The sequence below is a fragment of the Streptomyces acidicola genome (assembly GCF_009377235.1).
GTDB classification, from domain to species: domain Bacteria; phylum Actinomycetota; class Actinomycetes; order Streptomycetales; family Streptomycetaceae; genus Streptomyces; species Streptomyces acidicola.
Map to the genome: position 1 here is coordinate 15,789 of NZ_VMNX01000011.1, position 12,786 is coordinate 28,574.

Genomic DNA, 12,786 nt, shown 5'->3' on the forward strand with positions numbered 1-12,786 from the left:
TCCCGCCAGGACGACCGACAGGGCCGCGGCGACGATCGTGACGGCGGTCAGAGCGACCATCACCGTCCTCACCGCCCTCACCTGTCGGCCTGCGCGAGACGCCGGAACAGTCCCAGTGGCATCGTCCGGGGCACGGGCAGACGTTTCGCGACGGTCGGCACCTGTCGGGCCACGGCGTCGGCGTCCCGCAGTTGCACGCACCACGCGCAGGTGTCCTCATCAAGGCCGGCAAGCCACTGAGCGGGGCCCGTGTCGGGGCTGTCGCCGAAGAAGTCCATGACCGTTCAACGACCCAACCGCGGCCAGGCTGTCACAGGTCACCCGTTCGCCACACCGCTCGGACGTCACCGCGCTCCGGCGCGGGGTTGTGGCCCACCCGAACGGCCCGCCCGTGGATGCCGCTTCCGGCCGTGCCGGTGACGATTGCCGGTACGTGATCGCGATGGGCCAGGCCGACTGGACGGGAGGTGCGGAACATGCCGGCACCGACGTCGAGGGCACGTCTCATGGGCGAACTCTCGGCCGAGTTCGCCGGCACCATGATCCTCATTCTCTTCGGGTGCGGTGCCGTCGCGCAGGTCATCGCCGGCGGCGCACTGACCCACGGTGCACTGGGTGGCCACGACAGCATCGCCTGGGGCTGGGGGCTCGGCGTCGTCATGGGCATCTATGTGGCGGCCCGGCTCAGCGGCGCCCACCTCAACCCAGCGGTCACCCTCGCGCTCGCGGCCTTCAAGGGCTTCCCCTGGTACAAGGTCCTGCCGTACTCCCTGGCCCAGACAGCGGGCGCCTTCGTAGCCGCACTGCTGGTGCGCTGGAACTACACCGAGGTGCTGGCGAAGGCCGACCCCCACCACACCGACAAGACGCAGATCGTGTTCTCCACACTGCCGGGCAACGGCGTCCTCCCCATCAGCCAACTGGGCGCCCTGCGCGACCAGATCATCGGCACCGCCGTGCTGGTGCTGCTGATCTTCGCGGTCACCGATCTGCTGAACACGCCGCCGCAGGCGAATCTCGCCCCGTTCATCATCGGCCTGATCGTCGTCGTCATCGGCATGGGGTGGGGGACGGACGCCGGTTACGCGATCAACCCGGCCCGTGACCTCGGGCCCCGGCTGGCGTCGTTCCTGACGGGCTATGGGGGCGCCTGGCGTGACCAGTACGGCGACCTCTACTTCTGGGTGCCGATCGTCGGGCCCCTCATCGGGGGCCTGGTCGGTGCGCTGCTCTACCGCTTGCTGATCAGCCGTTACCTGCCGGTCACCGAGCAGGAACCGGGCCAAGTGCCCGCGCCGGACGAGTGAAAGGAAAGGGGCCGCCATGCCCGAGTTCGTCGGTGCGGTGGACCAAGGCACCACCAGCACCCGTTTCATGATCTTCGATCACGACGGCCGGGAGGTCGCACACCACCAGCTCGAACACAAACAGATCTTCCCGCGCTCCGGCTGGGTCGAGCACGACCCCGTGGAGATCTGGGAACGCGCGAACTCCACGATGCAGAACGCCGTCCGCCTGGGCGGCCTGTCCGCCGCCGACCTGGCGGCCATCGGCATCACCAACCAGCGGGAGACCACGGTCATCTGGGATCCCAGAACCGGTGAGCCGTACTACAACGCGATCGTCTGGCAGGACACCCGCACCGACTCCATAGCGGCCGCGCTGGAGCGGGAACACGGCGACCTCATCCGGCGCAGGACGGGGCTCCCGCCGGCGACGTACTTCTCCGGCGGCAAGATCAAGTGGATCCTGGAGAACGTCGACGGTGTCCGGGAGGCCGCCGAGAGGGGGCGGGCCGTCTTCGGGAACACCGACGCCTGGGTCCTGTGGAACCTCACCGGCGGTCCGAACGGCGGCATCCACGCCACGGACGTCACCAACGCCAGCCGCACCATGCTGATGAATCTCGAAACCCTCGACTGGGACGACGAGCTGCTCGACGTCTTCGGCATTCCGCGCGCCATGCTCCCGGCCATCAACCCGTCCTCGCACCCGGAGGCGTTCGGGATCACCCGCACCAGCCGTCCGCTGCGCACCGCGGTACCCATCACCGGGGTCCTCGGGGACCAGCAGGCGGCCACGGTCGGCCAGGTCTGCTTCCGCCCGGGCGAGGCCAAGAACACCTACGGCACCGGCAACTTCCTGATCCTCAACACGGGCACGGAGATCGTCCGTTCCAGCAGCGGCCTGCTGACCACGCTGGCGTACCAGTTCGCAGGCGCCCCCGCGGTGTACGCACTGGAGGGGTCCATGGCGGTCACCGGGTCCGCCGTGCAGTGGCTCCGTGACCAGTTGCGGATCATCTCCTCCGCCTCAGAGATCGAGGCTCTGGCCCGGCAGGTGGAGGACACTGGGGGCATCTACTTCGTACCGGCCTTCTCGGGTCTGTTCGCGCCGTACTGGCGCTCCGATGCCCGGGGCGCGATCGTCGGCCTTGCCCGGTACCACACCAACGCACACCTCGCCCGCGCGACCCTGGAGGCCATCTGCTACCAGAGCCGCGACGTCGCCGAAGCGATGGAGCGGGACTCCGGGGTGGCCCTCGACGTGCTGCACGTCGACGGCGGCGTCACCGCCAACGACCTGTGCATGCAGCTCCAGGCCGACATCCTCGGCGTACCGGTCAGCCGCCCGGTCGTCGCCGAGACCACCGCGCTCGGCGCCGCGTACGCGGCGGGACTCGCCACCGGTTTCTGGGGGGACACCGACGAACTCCGCTTGCACTGGCACGAGTCGAAACGGTGGGAACCCCAGTGGAACGACGATGAGCGGGAGAAGGGCTACGCGGGCTGGAAGAAGGCCGTGGAGCGCAGCCTCGACTGGGTGGACGTCGAATAATCGGTAACCCCACAACGCACCGCGGTCGTTCAGCGGTGCGCTGTGGGGTGTGGCCGCCGGTGCGGCACTGAGAGGCTCAGCCCGCGGTGTCCCGTTCCCAGCGGTAGAAGCACCGTGCCATCGCGTCCTTGGGGCTCCGCCACGTCTCCGGGTCGTAGGCGGAGACGAACGGGGCGAGCCGTTCGCTGACGCCGCGGAACTCCGGATGGCCGGCCAGCTTGGCGATGGTGGGTGCGGGGTCACGCTCGCTCTCGATGAGATGCAGGTACACATCACCGAACTCGAAGAGGCTGCGCCGGGTGACTCCCACGAGGTGGGGCAGTTCGCCGCTGTCCGACTCGGAGAAGACCTCGGCGATGTCCGGTGCCGCGCCGGGAGCCATGCGGGCGACGATCAGGGTGTGGTGCATCGGGGTCCCCTTCAGTCGGTGAGGACCGCGGCGCTGCGGCGTTCGTCCGCGGCCCGTTCGATCCGGTCGCGGATGAGGGCCATCTGTTCGCGGGAGTTGCGGTTGATGATCTCTGTCATCCCGGTGTCGTCGACGGGTGCGTCCGGCTTCATCGTGAAGTCCTGGATCCAGTCCATCCGGGTGCCGTGGGGTGTCTCGGTGTACTCCCAGCGGATCTTCATGTACTCGAAGGGACCGGTCTCGACGCGATGGGCCCAGACGGTCCGCGTCATACGGTCCGCGACGCGTTCGGACACCCAGCTCCACACCCGGCCCTGGTCGTCGGGGAACATGGTGAGCCGGAAGGTGGTGCGGTGGCCGTCCCGGCTGAGCACCTCGACGGAGGCGTACTCGCTGAACAGCCGCGGCCAGTTCTGGATGTCGTTGGTCATGTCCCAGACCAGGTCCAGGGGTGCCGCGATGGTGATCTCGTTCTCGGTGTGGGCTGCCATGTCATGCTCCCTTCATCAGGACGCCGTTCACCACGGCGAGGAAGTCCGCGGGCGTCTTGCAGCGCTCCATCTGCTCGGGCAGGCCCATGCCGTGGCGCTTCTCCAACTCGGCCACGATGCCCAGCAGGCCGAGGGAGTCCAGGCCGAAGGTGTCCCAGCCGGAGCCGGACTCCTCTTCGAGAATGAGGGGGTCGACGCTCACTCCGGCGGTGCGCTTCATCAGCTCGGCCAGATCGTCGATGGTCACCTGGTGGTCCACTTGGTCGGTCATACGGATGCACTCCTTCATTCGGGGGGCGGAACGGAGCCCTGGCGCAGGACGAGCGCCGAGTTGAAGCCCATGAGTCCGCGGCTGAGAACCAGTGCCGTGCGCAGCTCGGCAGGGCGGGCACGGCCGACCACGAGGTCCACGTGGTGGCAGATGTCGAAGACGTTGGGTGTGGGCGGAATCGTTCCCTGCTCCATGGCGAGCACCGCGGTCGCCACGTCGAGCACCGGTGCCGCGCAGTAGGCGCGCCCCATTCCCGTCTTGGGCGCGGTGACCGGCACGCGCCGTGCGTGCGGGCCGAGTGCGTCGGTGAGGGCCAGCGCCTCCGCCTCGTCGGCCTCGGGCACTCCGAGGGCGTCCGCGAACACGACGTCCACGTCCTCCGGGCGGCAGTCGGCCTCCGTCAGTGCGGTGCTGATCGCCCGGGCCAGCCCGGACCGGGAGTCCTCCCAGCGGGAGGCGCCGGTGAACGTCGCCGCATGGCCGGCCAGTGTCGCTCGTGGGTCGGCCCCGCGTTCGCGCGCCGCCTCCTCGTCCTCCACCACGAGCATCGCTCCGCCCTCGGCGGGCACGAACCCGCAGGCGGCAGTGGTGAAGGGCCGGTAGGCGCGTTGCGGATCGTCGTTCCGGCTCAGCTCGGGGTAACCCAGCTGGCAGACGATCGAGTACGGAGCCAGCGGGGCCTCGGTGGCGCCGACGACGATCGCGTCGGTGCCGCGCCGTACGGCCTGGGCGGCGTGTGCCAGGGCGTCCAGGCCGCCGGCTTCGTCGCCGGCCACGACACCGCAGGGGCCCTTGAAGCCGTTGCGGATGGAGATCTGACCGGTGCTGGCCGCGTAGAACCAGGCGATCGACTGGTAGGGGCCGACGTGGCGCGGTCCCTGCCCCCACAGTTTCTGGAGTTCGCGCTGGCCGAACTCGCCGCCGCCGGAGCCCGCGGCGGTGAACACGCCCACGGAGAAGGGCGAGTCCATGTCGGCGCGCCCGAAACCCGCGTCGTTCAGCGCGAGTTCGGTCGCCGCCATCGCGAAGTGCGTGAACCGGTCGGTCTGGACGAGGAAGGTCCCCTCGATCAGGGCGTCCGCGTCGAAGTCACGTACCTCGCCCGCGATCCGCAGGGGGAGGTGTTCGCAGCCTTCCTTGCCGAGGGGAGCGAGGCTACTGCCGCCTTCCTTGACCGTCTTCCAGAAGACGTCGGTACCGATTCCGTGCGGTGTCACCACACCGAGTCCGGTGACGACCGCATGCCTGGGGCGTTTCCTGTTCACTGCCGCCTCCCCTCAGGGCCCCTCAGTACGACCGCGGACTGGAACCCGCCGAAGCCGCTGCCCACCGACAGCACATGGCGCAGCTTCCGCTCCCGTGCCACACGGGGCACGTAGTCCAGGTCGCATTCGGGGTCCGGGGTCTCGTAGTTGGCGGTGGGCGGTACCGCCTGGTGGGACAGGGCGAGTACGCAGGCCGCGACCTCGATGGAGCCGATCGCACCGAGCGAGTGGCCCACCATGGATTTGATCGAGCTCATGGGTATCGCGTAGGCGTGGTCGCCCAGTGACCGCTTGACCGCCGCGGTCTCATGACGGTCGTTCTGCTTGGTGCCGGAGCCGTGCGCGTTGACGTAGTCGATGTCCGTGCCGCCCAGGCCCGCCTGGGCGAGGGCGCCGTCGATCGCCCGCGACATCTCCAGGCCCTCCTTGGTGAGCCCGGTCATGTGGTAGGCGTTGCCGTACGTCGCGTAGCCGGCGATCTCGCAGTACACCTCCGCGCCGCGGGCACGCGCGTGTCCGAGTTCCTCCAGGACGAGCACGGCGCCGCCTTCCCCCATGACGAACCCGTCGCGATGGGCGTCGAAGGGGCGCGAGGCGTGTGCGGCGTCGTCGTTGTTCGGAGAGGTCGCCTTGATGGCGTCGAAACACGCCATCGTGATCGGCGAGATCGGTGAGTCCGAGGCGCCCGCGAGACATACGTCGGCACGGCCCTCGGCGATGGCGTGGTACGCGTATCCCACCGCGTCGAGTCCGGATGTGCACCCCGTGGAGACGGTCTGCACCGGCCCGTGGACGCCGAACTCCTCGGCGACGGCGGAGGCGAGGGTGCTCGGGGTGAAGGCCCGGTGCAGTGACGGCTCCGCCCGCCGGTCGTCGACGTCCCATCGCGCGCCGTTCGCGCTGACGAGGACGTAGTCGTGTTCGAGTCGCGTGGTGCCCCCCACCGCGCTCCCCAGGCTGGCTCCCATCCGCCAGGGGTCCGACTGCTGGAGGTCGAGGCCCGCGTCGCGGACCGCCTCTCTGGCGGCGACCAGCGCGAACTGTATGTACCGGTCGCAGCGCCCGGTGGTCTCGTCGTCCAGGCCGTGTGCCGCCGGGTCGAAATCGCACTCGGCCGCGATCTGTGAGCGCAGGCCCACCGGGTCGAAGAGGGAGATCCGGCGCGTCGCCGTACGCCCATTGGAGAGCAGGTCCCAGAACTGGGATATGCCGATTCCGCCCGGGGCGACGACACCTACGCCGGTGACGGCGACCCGCCGGTTCATGACACCACCTCGGGCTGCGCGGTCCCTTCCGTCTCCTCCGTGTCGACATGCCCGAGTTCCGGCCGAGGGGCCAGCGGGCCCAGGTGGAAGACCATGCGCGCCTCGCTGTCGCCGACGTTGCGGAAGCGGTGCCGCGTGTTCAGCGGGATCAGCAGCCCCTGGCCGGGCCGGAGGGCGTGGGGCTCTCCCTCCAGGTCCACTTCGAAGGTGCCGTGGGTGACGTACACGAACTCCTCGGAGTACGGGTGGTAGTGCTCGGCGATGCGTTCCCCGGGCTGCACGATGGCCACGCCCATGAATCCACTGGTCGACCCCACCGTGGTGGGTGTGAGGAGGGCGCGGATGTCGCCGCCGCGCCGGCGGTTGGGCGCGATGCCGCTGAGGTCGACGATGCGTGCGTGCTGTTCTGCCATGTCGGTCTCCGGAGCAGGATGCGAAGGTGGGGGCAAAGGTGGGGGACGGGATGCGGCGTTCGGACGGCAGCCGGGTCAGGAGGCCGACGCCCGGCGGTCGGTGACGTGCTTCATCCGGGCGTGCGTGAGGAGCCGCGGCAGCATCCGGTCGTCCGCCAGGGTCTCGTCGATACCGAGTGCTCCCGCATCCAGCATTCGCCCTGCCTCGGCGATGACGGCGGACGTGCGCAGAGCCAGCGCGGCGCCGGGCGCGTCCTCCGGTTCGCCGTCCATGTCGACAAGCCGGACGACGAGGTCGTCGCGGTGGAAGACGGTGCAGGCGAGGACCTGACCGGCCGGGTCGCCCGTGGCGGCCACGTCCTGCTGCGACAGGAGCAGGGCCAGTGCCTGGCCGCTGCCGGGCCTCGCCGGGTAGTAGAACGCGCACCGCCGCACGTCCGGGCCCTCCCGGCGACCGGACTCCACGTGATGGACGGCCGGGACCGCGGCCCGGGTGAAGAACAGCCGGGCGGACTGCGGGTCGCGGAGGTCCCGTTCCTGTTCCAGATACGGGTCGAGGGCCTCCTCGACGGCGCGTACTTCGGGCTGCCGGGCGACGTGCCGCAGCGCGGCCTGCAGCTCGCCCTGTACCTCGACCGCTCTGACGACACGGTTGCCGTGCATGAACAGTGAGGTGCGGAGCAGCCTGGTGGTCTCGTCCACCCGGGCCTCGGGCGAGGCGTAACCGGAAAGGATCTCCGCGACCTTGGACTCAGTGCCGGGTTTGACGGTGAAGGTCAGCGCCTGCCGGACCGTGTTGCCGCCCACGCGCGGCGCGGACTGCAGCCGTTCCCGGGCCACCGCACGCGACTTGTGCTTCTTGCCGAAGGTCTCGCGCAGGACGGTGTAACGCATCGACCGGGTGTCGCGGACACAGCCCTGCAGGGGCTTGACCATCTCCAGATGGTCCTCACTGTTGACCCACGCGAGGAAGGGCGGTGCGCTCTCCCATTCGCTGGTGATGAGCCACTGGGTGGGGTTCTCCAGTGACTGGCAGAGCTGGTCGCTGATGTGCCCGGGCACCGCGGCGACCTGCTCGCACATGTGCTCGTAGGCGTCGAGGAACTCCTGCTGTGTTCCGTCATGGATGTCCAGCATCAGCACGACCCGCACTCGGGACCCGTCGAACGCGGTGGTGGACACGCCGTCCGGGATCATCGACACGGCTGGGGAGACTGCCATCCGGAGCACCTCTTCCTGTGGAACGGGGCGGACCGTCGCACCACGTGAGGGTGCGTATCGGCCGCATGGCAACGATCGTGTGTCGTGCCGTGCGGCACCGCGAACCAGGCGGGCCATGCGGGTGAACGTCCAGGCCCTCCGCCTCATGCGGCGCGGATATGCCCCGGGCATCGCCCTCTACAGCCCGTCAGCCCCCAGCCCGTCAGCCCCCAGCCCATCGGTCGATGCGCGTGGCGGCGCCGAACAGGGCCGCGCTACGCCACCACAGCCTGTTCTTCCCCTTGCCCGGTGATCGCCGCTGCCGCCTGCTGCACGACGGTACGGGTGTCCGCCTGGCGCACCACCCACGTCGTCATGGCCGGCGACAGTCCCGTCAGCGGTCGCCAGGGCCAGTCGGGGAGCTGGCGGCCGGCGGTGTACGAGCCGACCACGACCGCCTCGGCCTCGGCGGCCTCGGCACAGGCGCGGGCGTGCTCGACGTAGTGGGTGAAGAGCCACTGCGGGCGGATGTCGGAGGCGAGAGCGGCGGCCATGAGGCTGTCCTGCTGAGTCGGCACCTGGTCGCGGGAGTGGACGAGGACGCGCAGTCCGTCCAGGTCGGCCAGGGTGTAGCGGGGGCGGGCAGCGAGGGGGTGGGATGGTCGGACGGCGACGCCGAGGGTTCGGCCCACAGCCGGCGCGAGACGTGTTCGGCGGGCGGGGCCTGGTGGACGATGCCGATGTCGAGGCGGCCCTGGCGCAGCAGGCGCAGTTGCTCACTGCTTCCGGCTTCGCGGTACGCGGGCTCGCAGTGCGGCACCTCGGCGCGCAGCTGGTGCACCGTGGCGAGCAGCCAGTCGTCGCGGATACCCGGTGGTACGCCGAAGAGGATTTCCAGCACAGTTGGGTCATGACGTTCTCTGGCGCCAGGTACATGCCCGGAATCGAGCTGTCCAGGGTCTTGTACGAGGAGGCGGTACGCCCGCTCCTGGGGGAAGTCCTTCCGGGGCTGCGGTACGCGGCTGCCCGGGTCGGTAGCGGGTCTGAGGTGCTGGGCTTCGACACACCGCGGTCGGCAGATCACGAATGGGGCCCGCGGCTGCAGATCTTCCTGACTGCCCAGGACCACGCCCAGCACGGGGCGGATATCCGTCGCATGCTGGCCGAGCGGCTGCCGAAGCAGGTGCGGGGTTGGCCCACCCACTTCCAGGAGAGGGACGATCCGCTGGATCCGGTCGGTCGCATGCAGTTGACCGATGGCCCGGTCAGCCACCGCGTGGACGTGTACGACGTGGACGGATGGCTGGCCGAGCAGCTCGGACTGCGTACCGCCGAGACGGACTTGAGCGTTCGTGAATGGCTGGCCATGCCGCAGCAGCGGCTCGCCGAGACCACCGGTGGCGCGGTGTTCCACGATGAGCTCGGCACGCTCACCGACCGCCGGCGCAGGCTGGAGTGGTACCCGGAGCAGGTGTGGCGGTACCTGTTGGCGTGTCAGTGGCAGCGTGTCTCGCAGGAAGAGGCGTTCGTGGGGCGCTGCGCGGAGGTCGGTGACGACATCGGTTCGGCTGTTGTGGCCGCCCGCCTGGTGCGGGACCTGATGCGCCTGTGCCTGCTGCTTGAGCGCCGCTACGCCCCCTACGGCAAGTGGCTCGGCAGCGCGTTCGGCCGACTGCCGGTGGCGGAGTCGCTCACCCCGGCGCTGCGCGGTGTGCTGACGGCAACGGACTACCCGACCCGGGAAGCGCACCTGTGCGATGCCTACGAGGCCGTCGCTTCGCTGCAGAACACATCCGGACTGATCACGCCGATGGACCCGAAACGTCGCCGCTACCACTCGCGTCCTTTCCTGGTCCTGCATGCCGAGCGCTTCGCACAGGCACTCGCGCGCACCGTCACCGACCCGGACCTTTGCACGCTGCCACTGGTGGGAAGCGTGGATCAGTGGGCGGACAGTACCGACCTGCTCACCCGGCCCCACGTCATTCGGGCCACGACGAGAGCGGTCGGACGAACCGTGACAGGCTCCAGCGCCATCGGCGTGGTTTCGTGAGTGGGAAGGGGCAAGGGGCGCGTCATGGGGCTGTCCGGGATTGGTGGAGCGACCGTGGCTGAGGATTCCGGTGCGCGGGGCGGGTGTCTGGCGTGTGACCTCACGATGGGGAATGTTCCGCTGCCGGGCGGAAACGTGCTGCGGACCGAGTCCTGGGTTGTCGAGCACTGCGTCGGACCGCTCGGTCCGGGGACCGTTGTGGTCAAGCCGGCTCGACATGTGGTGCACGTGGCCGAGTTGACGGCGCAGGAGTCCAGCGAGCTGGGGCCTCTGCTGCAGAGGGTGAGCGCTGCCGTCACCGAGGTGATGGCCCCGGAGCAGGTGTACGTGTGCCTGTGGTCGCATGCCGGCGGGGTTCCCGGCCACATCCACTTCGTCGTGCAGCCCGTCGGAAAGGACGACCTGGCCCGGTTCGACGCCTTCGGTCCCGCATTGCAGGTGGCGATGGGTGAAGCGGAGTATTTCCCCGGGGCGGCGGAGGTGGAGCGGGTGTGTGAACGGCTGAGGGAAGCCCTCGGCTGAACAGCTCCCGCTGAGTCGTCCCTCGCGGCCGTCAACCTCTGTGCGAAGCCCGGCGGGTGAGTACAGGGGGCGGCCCGCGTGTGCGGCAACGGCGGTGGTGCCTCGTTGTCCCAGTCCTGCTCACGGCGGTGTCGGTTCGGTGGGATCAGCTGTCCTCTGTTTGCCCGTGGGCTGCTCGCCGGGGAGCCAGTGGAGGGCGAACCAGAGCTCCATCCGGACATTGAGGTCCTGAAGGTCGGCGTCGAGCAGTTCGGCTGACTTGGCGATGCGTCGGCGCACGGTGTTGCGATGGAGTTGGAGAGCGGCGGCTGTGCGGTCCCAGTTGCCGTGGTGGGCAAGCCAGGTGCGCAGGGTTTCCAGCAGGACGGCGGGGCCGGGCGCGGGGGCTTCTGCGAAGGGGGCGAAGCGGGCCTGCGCGAGTGCCGCTGCGTCGCCCGGGCTGACCAGGGAGTGCATGGTCAGGTCCTGGGTGCGGTGCTGTGCCGAGGACGTGCCGGTGGCCACGGCATGGCGCAACATGCGATCGGCCTGTCTGTCGGCGATCGCCAGATCGGCGGCGGCGACGGGCGAGCTGATGCCGAGGGTCCAGCCGAGGCGTGCGACCGAGGCGAGGTCGGGCAGCGGGGAACCGGGGCTGCTGGGGACGAGTGCGCGCAGGCTGGTGCCGTCGATGTCGAGGTAGGGCGTGGTCAGGACCGTGCCGAGGGCGGCCAGTTGGACAGGGTCGCCGCCGGGGCGCGCCGTTGCCCCTGGGCCAGGTCTGGTGATGCGGCCGTGGACCACGACCCAGTTGTCCGCAGCCCGTGCGTCCGGCGACAGGAGCCGGGCCACGTCGACGGGGTGCTGGCCGAGCATCAGGCGGACCAGGGCCGCGGCGCCACGGGTGTCGGTACCCAGGGCGTGCCGGGGGGTGGTGAGCAGCGACAACAGGACCAGCGCGGTGCCGATCACGGAGCGGTGCACGGCGGTGGGCGTGGAGGCGGCTGCGACGCCGAGGACGAACGGGCCGTCGGCGATCTCTGCGGGGAGGGTGTGCACCGTGAGGTGGAACTCGGCGTGATGCTCGGCTGCCGCTGTCGGCAGCTGCGGCCGTCCTTCGGCGGAGCGGGATCGTACGTGGGCCGTGGTGCGCGCGGCGAGGGCGCGCAGTTGCACTGCGGCGGGCGCCTCCGGCCGGGTGCCGGCGGCGAGGAGTTCGCCGCCGAGCGGGTTCAGGAGGACGACCCAGGCACCGAGACGCGTGGCGAGCTGCTGCAGGACCGCCTTCAGTGCGTCGGGACGGGCCGCGGCCGTGGCGAGGGCGGCCTGCGCCTCGGCGATCTGGCGCAGTTCCTGGTGCCGTGCCTCGGCCATGGCCGCGTGGGCGGCATGGTTGACGGCGACGAACGGCGTCCCGGGCGGGATCCGCAGCAAGGGAAGCCCGTGCCGGTCGCAGGCCGTGACCAGGGCGGACGGGACCTCGTCGTGCACCGGGGCGACACCGAAGCCGAGCGCCGCGATGCCCGCCCGGACGACGCGTTGTACGTAGGTGTCGACGCCCTCGGTGGTCTCCGGGAGGCGGACACCGGCGATGAGCAGGAGTTCGCCGCCGAGCAGGTAGGGGGCCGGGTCTTCCAGCTCCGTGGTGCCGATCGTGCCGACGAGGCGGTCTTCCGTGGGCCCTGCGACCTGCTGCAGGCCCAGGGCGGCGTCGGCGAGCAGGGTGCTCAGTGGGACGGCGGGGGTGCCTGACGGGGGTGGAGTGGGGCTGGTCGGCGCTGGGGGCGCGCTGGTCGGCGGCATGAGCGATTCCTCGGATCGACGCGTTCCGCAGGCGGGATGATTCATCCCTTGGCGGTCACGATATGAGACAGATCCGACAGTGTGGTGTCAAGGCCCGGCGGCCTACGGTGGTCGAACCCCACCGGGCACCGGACACCGGGCACACACCTTCCGCACCGGCACCAGCGTCCCCACTCGTCCCCACCGTGGCCGAGCCCGCCTGTCACCCCGAGTAGCAAGCCGCCGCCTTACCCGGTCCTGCGCGCAGCCGCTCCCCTCACACGAGTCACAGAGCACA

The 12,786-nt window shown here is 70.1% G+C and carries 15 protein-coding genes and 1 pseudogene; 4 read left to right on the forward strand and 12 right to left on the reverse strand.

Annotated features, from left to right (window positions below; translation table 11 throughout):
• Window positions 1–77: 77 nt before the first annotated feature.
• Window positions 78–278 carry a hypothetical protein gene (locus FPZ41_RS06165; protein ID WP_152859882.1) on the reverse strand — a complete coding sequence of 67 codons (201 nt, stop codon included), beginning with the start codon at window positions 276–278 and terminating at the stop codon, window positions 78–80.
• Between the two features lie 32 nt (window positions 279–310).
• The gene (locus tag FPZ41_RS46905; protein WP_194236009.1) at window positions 311–508 is read right to left on the reverse strand and encodes a hypothetical protein; all 198 of its coding nucleotides are present in this window, start codon (window positions 506–508) and stop codon (window positions 311–313) included.
• Between FPZ41_RS46905 and FPZ41_RS06170 the strand changes: the two genes are divergently transcribed.
• Together FPZ41_RS06170 and glpK are read left to right on the forward strand one after the other, a co-directional pair.
• Window positions 477–1,307, forward strand: a complete 831-nt coding sequence (locus FPZ41_RS06170; RefSeq protein WP_152859883.1) for an MIP/aquaporin family protein — start codon at window positions 477–479, stop codon at window positions 1,305–1,307. The genes FPZ41_RS46905 and FPZ41_RS06170 overlap by 32 nt on opposite strands.
• 16 nt (window positions 1,308–1,323) lie before the next feature.
• Window positions 1,324–2,838 carry a glycerol kinase GlpK gene (gene glpK / locus FPZ41_RS06175; protein ID WP_152859884.1) on the forward strand — a complete coding sequence of 505 codons (1,515 nt, stop codon included), beginning with the start codon at window positions 1,324–1,326 and terminating at the stop codon, window positions 2,836–2,838.
• Between the two features lie 76 nt (window positions 2,839–2,914).
• Here glpK and FPZ41_RS06180 read toward each other — a convergent pair whose 3' ends face one another.
• From FPZ41_RS06180 to FPZ41_RS50165, 9 genes and pseudogenes are all read right to left on the reverse strand, one after another.
• Window positions 2,915–3,247 (reverse strand): TcmI family type II polyketide cyclase, encoded by a 333-nt coding sequence (locus FPZ41_RS06180; protein ID WP_131557843.1) that lies wholly within the window; start codon window positions 3,245–3,247, stop codon window positions 2,915–2,917.
• Between the two features lie 11 nt (window positions 3,248–3,258).
• Window positions 3,259–3,738: an SRPBCC family protein gene (locus tag FPZ41_RS06185; RefSeq protein ID WP_131557841.1), complete on the reverse strand. Its 480-nt coding sequence runs from the start codon at window positions 3,736–3,738 to the stop codon at window positions 3,259–3,261.
• A 1-nt stretch (window position 3,739) separates the two neighbouring features.
• Window positions 3,740–4,009 carry an acyl carrier protein gene (locus tag FPZ41_RS06190; protein WP_131557839.1) on the reverse strand — a complete coding sequence of 90 codons (270 nt, stop codon included), beginning with the start codon at window positions 4,007–4,009 and terminating at the stop codon, window positions 3,740–3,742.
• A gap of 14 nt (window positions 4,010–4,023) precedes the next feature.
• A complete protein-coding gene (locus FPZ41_RS06195; protein ID WP_322619879.1) occupies window positions 4,024–5,274 on the reverse strand; it encodes a ketosynthase chain-length factor in 1,251 nt (416 codons plus the stop codon).
• Window positions 5,271–6,539 (reverse strand): beta-ketoacyl-[acyl-carrier-protein] synthase family protein, encoded by a 1,269-nt coding sequence (locus FPZ41_RS06200; protein WP_152859885.1) that lies wholly within the window; start codon window positions 6,537–6,539, stop codon window positions 5,271–5,273. The genes FPZ41_RS06195 and FPZ41_RS06200 overlap by 4 nt, the downstream gene beginning before the upstream one ends.
• Window positions 6,536–6,952 (reverse strand): cupin domain-containing protein, encoded by a 417-nt coding sequence (locus tag FPZ41_RS06205; protein WP_152859887.1) that lies wholly within the window; start codon window positions 6,950–6,952, stop codon window positions 6,536–6,538. Before FPZ41_RS06205 ends, FPZ41_RS06200 begins: the two co-directional genes overlap by 4 nt.
• 75 nt (window positions 6,953–7,027) lie before the next feature.
• The gene (locus FPZ41_RS06210; protein WP_228022517.1) at window positions 7,028–8,173 is read right to left on the reverse strand and encodes a SchA/CurD-like domain-containing protein; all 1,146 of its coding nucleotides are present in this window, start codon (window positions 8,171–8,173) and stop codon (window positions 7,028–7,030) included.
• 254 nt (window positions 8,174–8,427) lie between these two features.
• Window positions 8,428–8,844 carry a type 2 periplasmic-binding domain-containing protein gene (locus FPZ41_RS49370; protein ID WP_152859889.1) on the reverse strand — a complete coding sequence of 139 codons (417 nt, stop codon included), beginning with the start codon at window positions 8,842–8,844 and terminating at the stop codon, window positions 8,428–8,430.
• A gap of 47 nt (window positions 8,845–8,891) precedes the next feature.
• Window positions 8,892–9,053, reverse strand: a pseudogene (locus tag FPZ41_RS50165) (hypothetical protein); the annotation flags it as partial.
• Window positions 9,054–9,062: 9 nt separating this feature from the next.
• On the opposite strand from FPZ41_RS50165, the gene FPZ41_RS06220 reads away from it, so the two are divergent.
• Together FPZ41_RS06220 and FPZ41_RS06225 are read left to right on the forward strand one after the other, a co-directional pair.
• Entirely contained in the window at window positions 9,063–10,205 is a 1,143-nt protein-coding gene (locus FPZ41_RS06220) for a DUF4037 domain-containing protein (RefSeq protein WP_152859964.1), read from the forward strand.
• 54 nt (window positions 10,206–10,259) lie between these two features.
• Window positions 10,260–10,727 carry an HIT family protein gene (locus tag FPZ41_RS06225; protein WP_322619880.1) on the forward strand — a complete coding sequence of 156 codons (468 nt, stop codon included), beginning with the start codon at window positions 10,260–10,262 and terminating at the stop codon, window positions 10,725–10,727.
• A gap of 120 nt (window positions 10,728–10,847) precedes the next feature.
• Here FPZ41_RS06225 and FPZ41_RS06230 read toward each other — a convergent pair whose 3' ends face one another.
• On the reverse strand, window positions 10,848–12,509 hold the full coding sequence (locus FPZ41_RS06230) for a PucR family transcriptional regulator (RefSeq protein ID WP_152859893.1): 1,662 nt from the start codon (window positions 12,507–12,509) through the stop codon (window positions 10,848–10,850).
• Window positions 12,510–12,786: the final 277 nt, after the last annotated feature.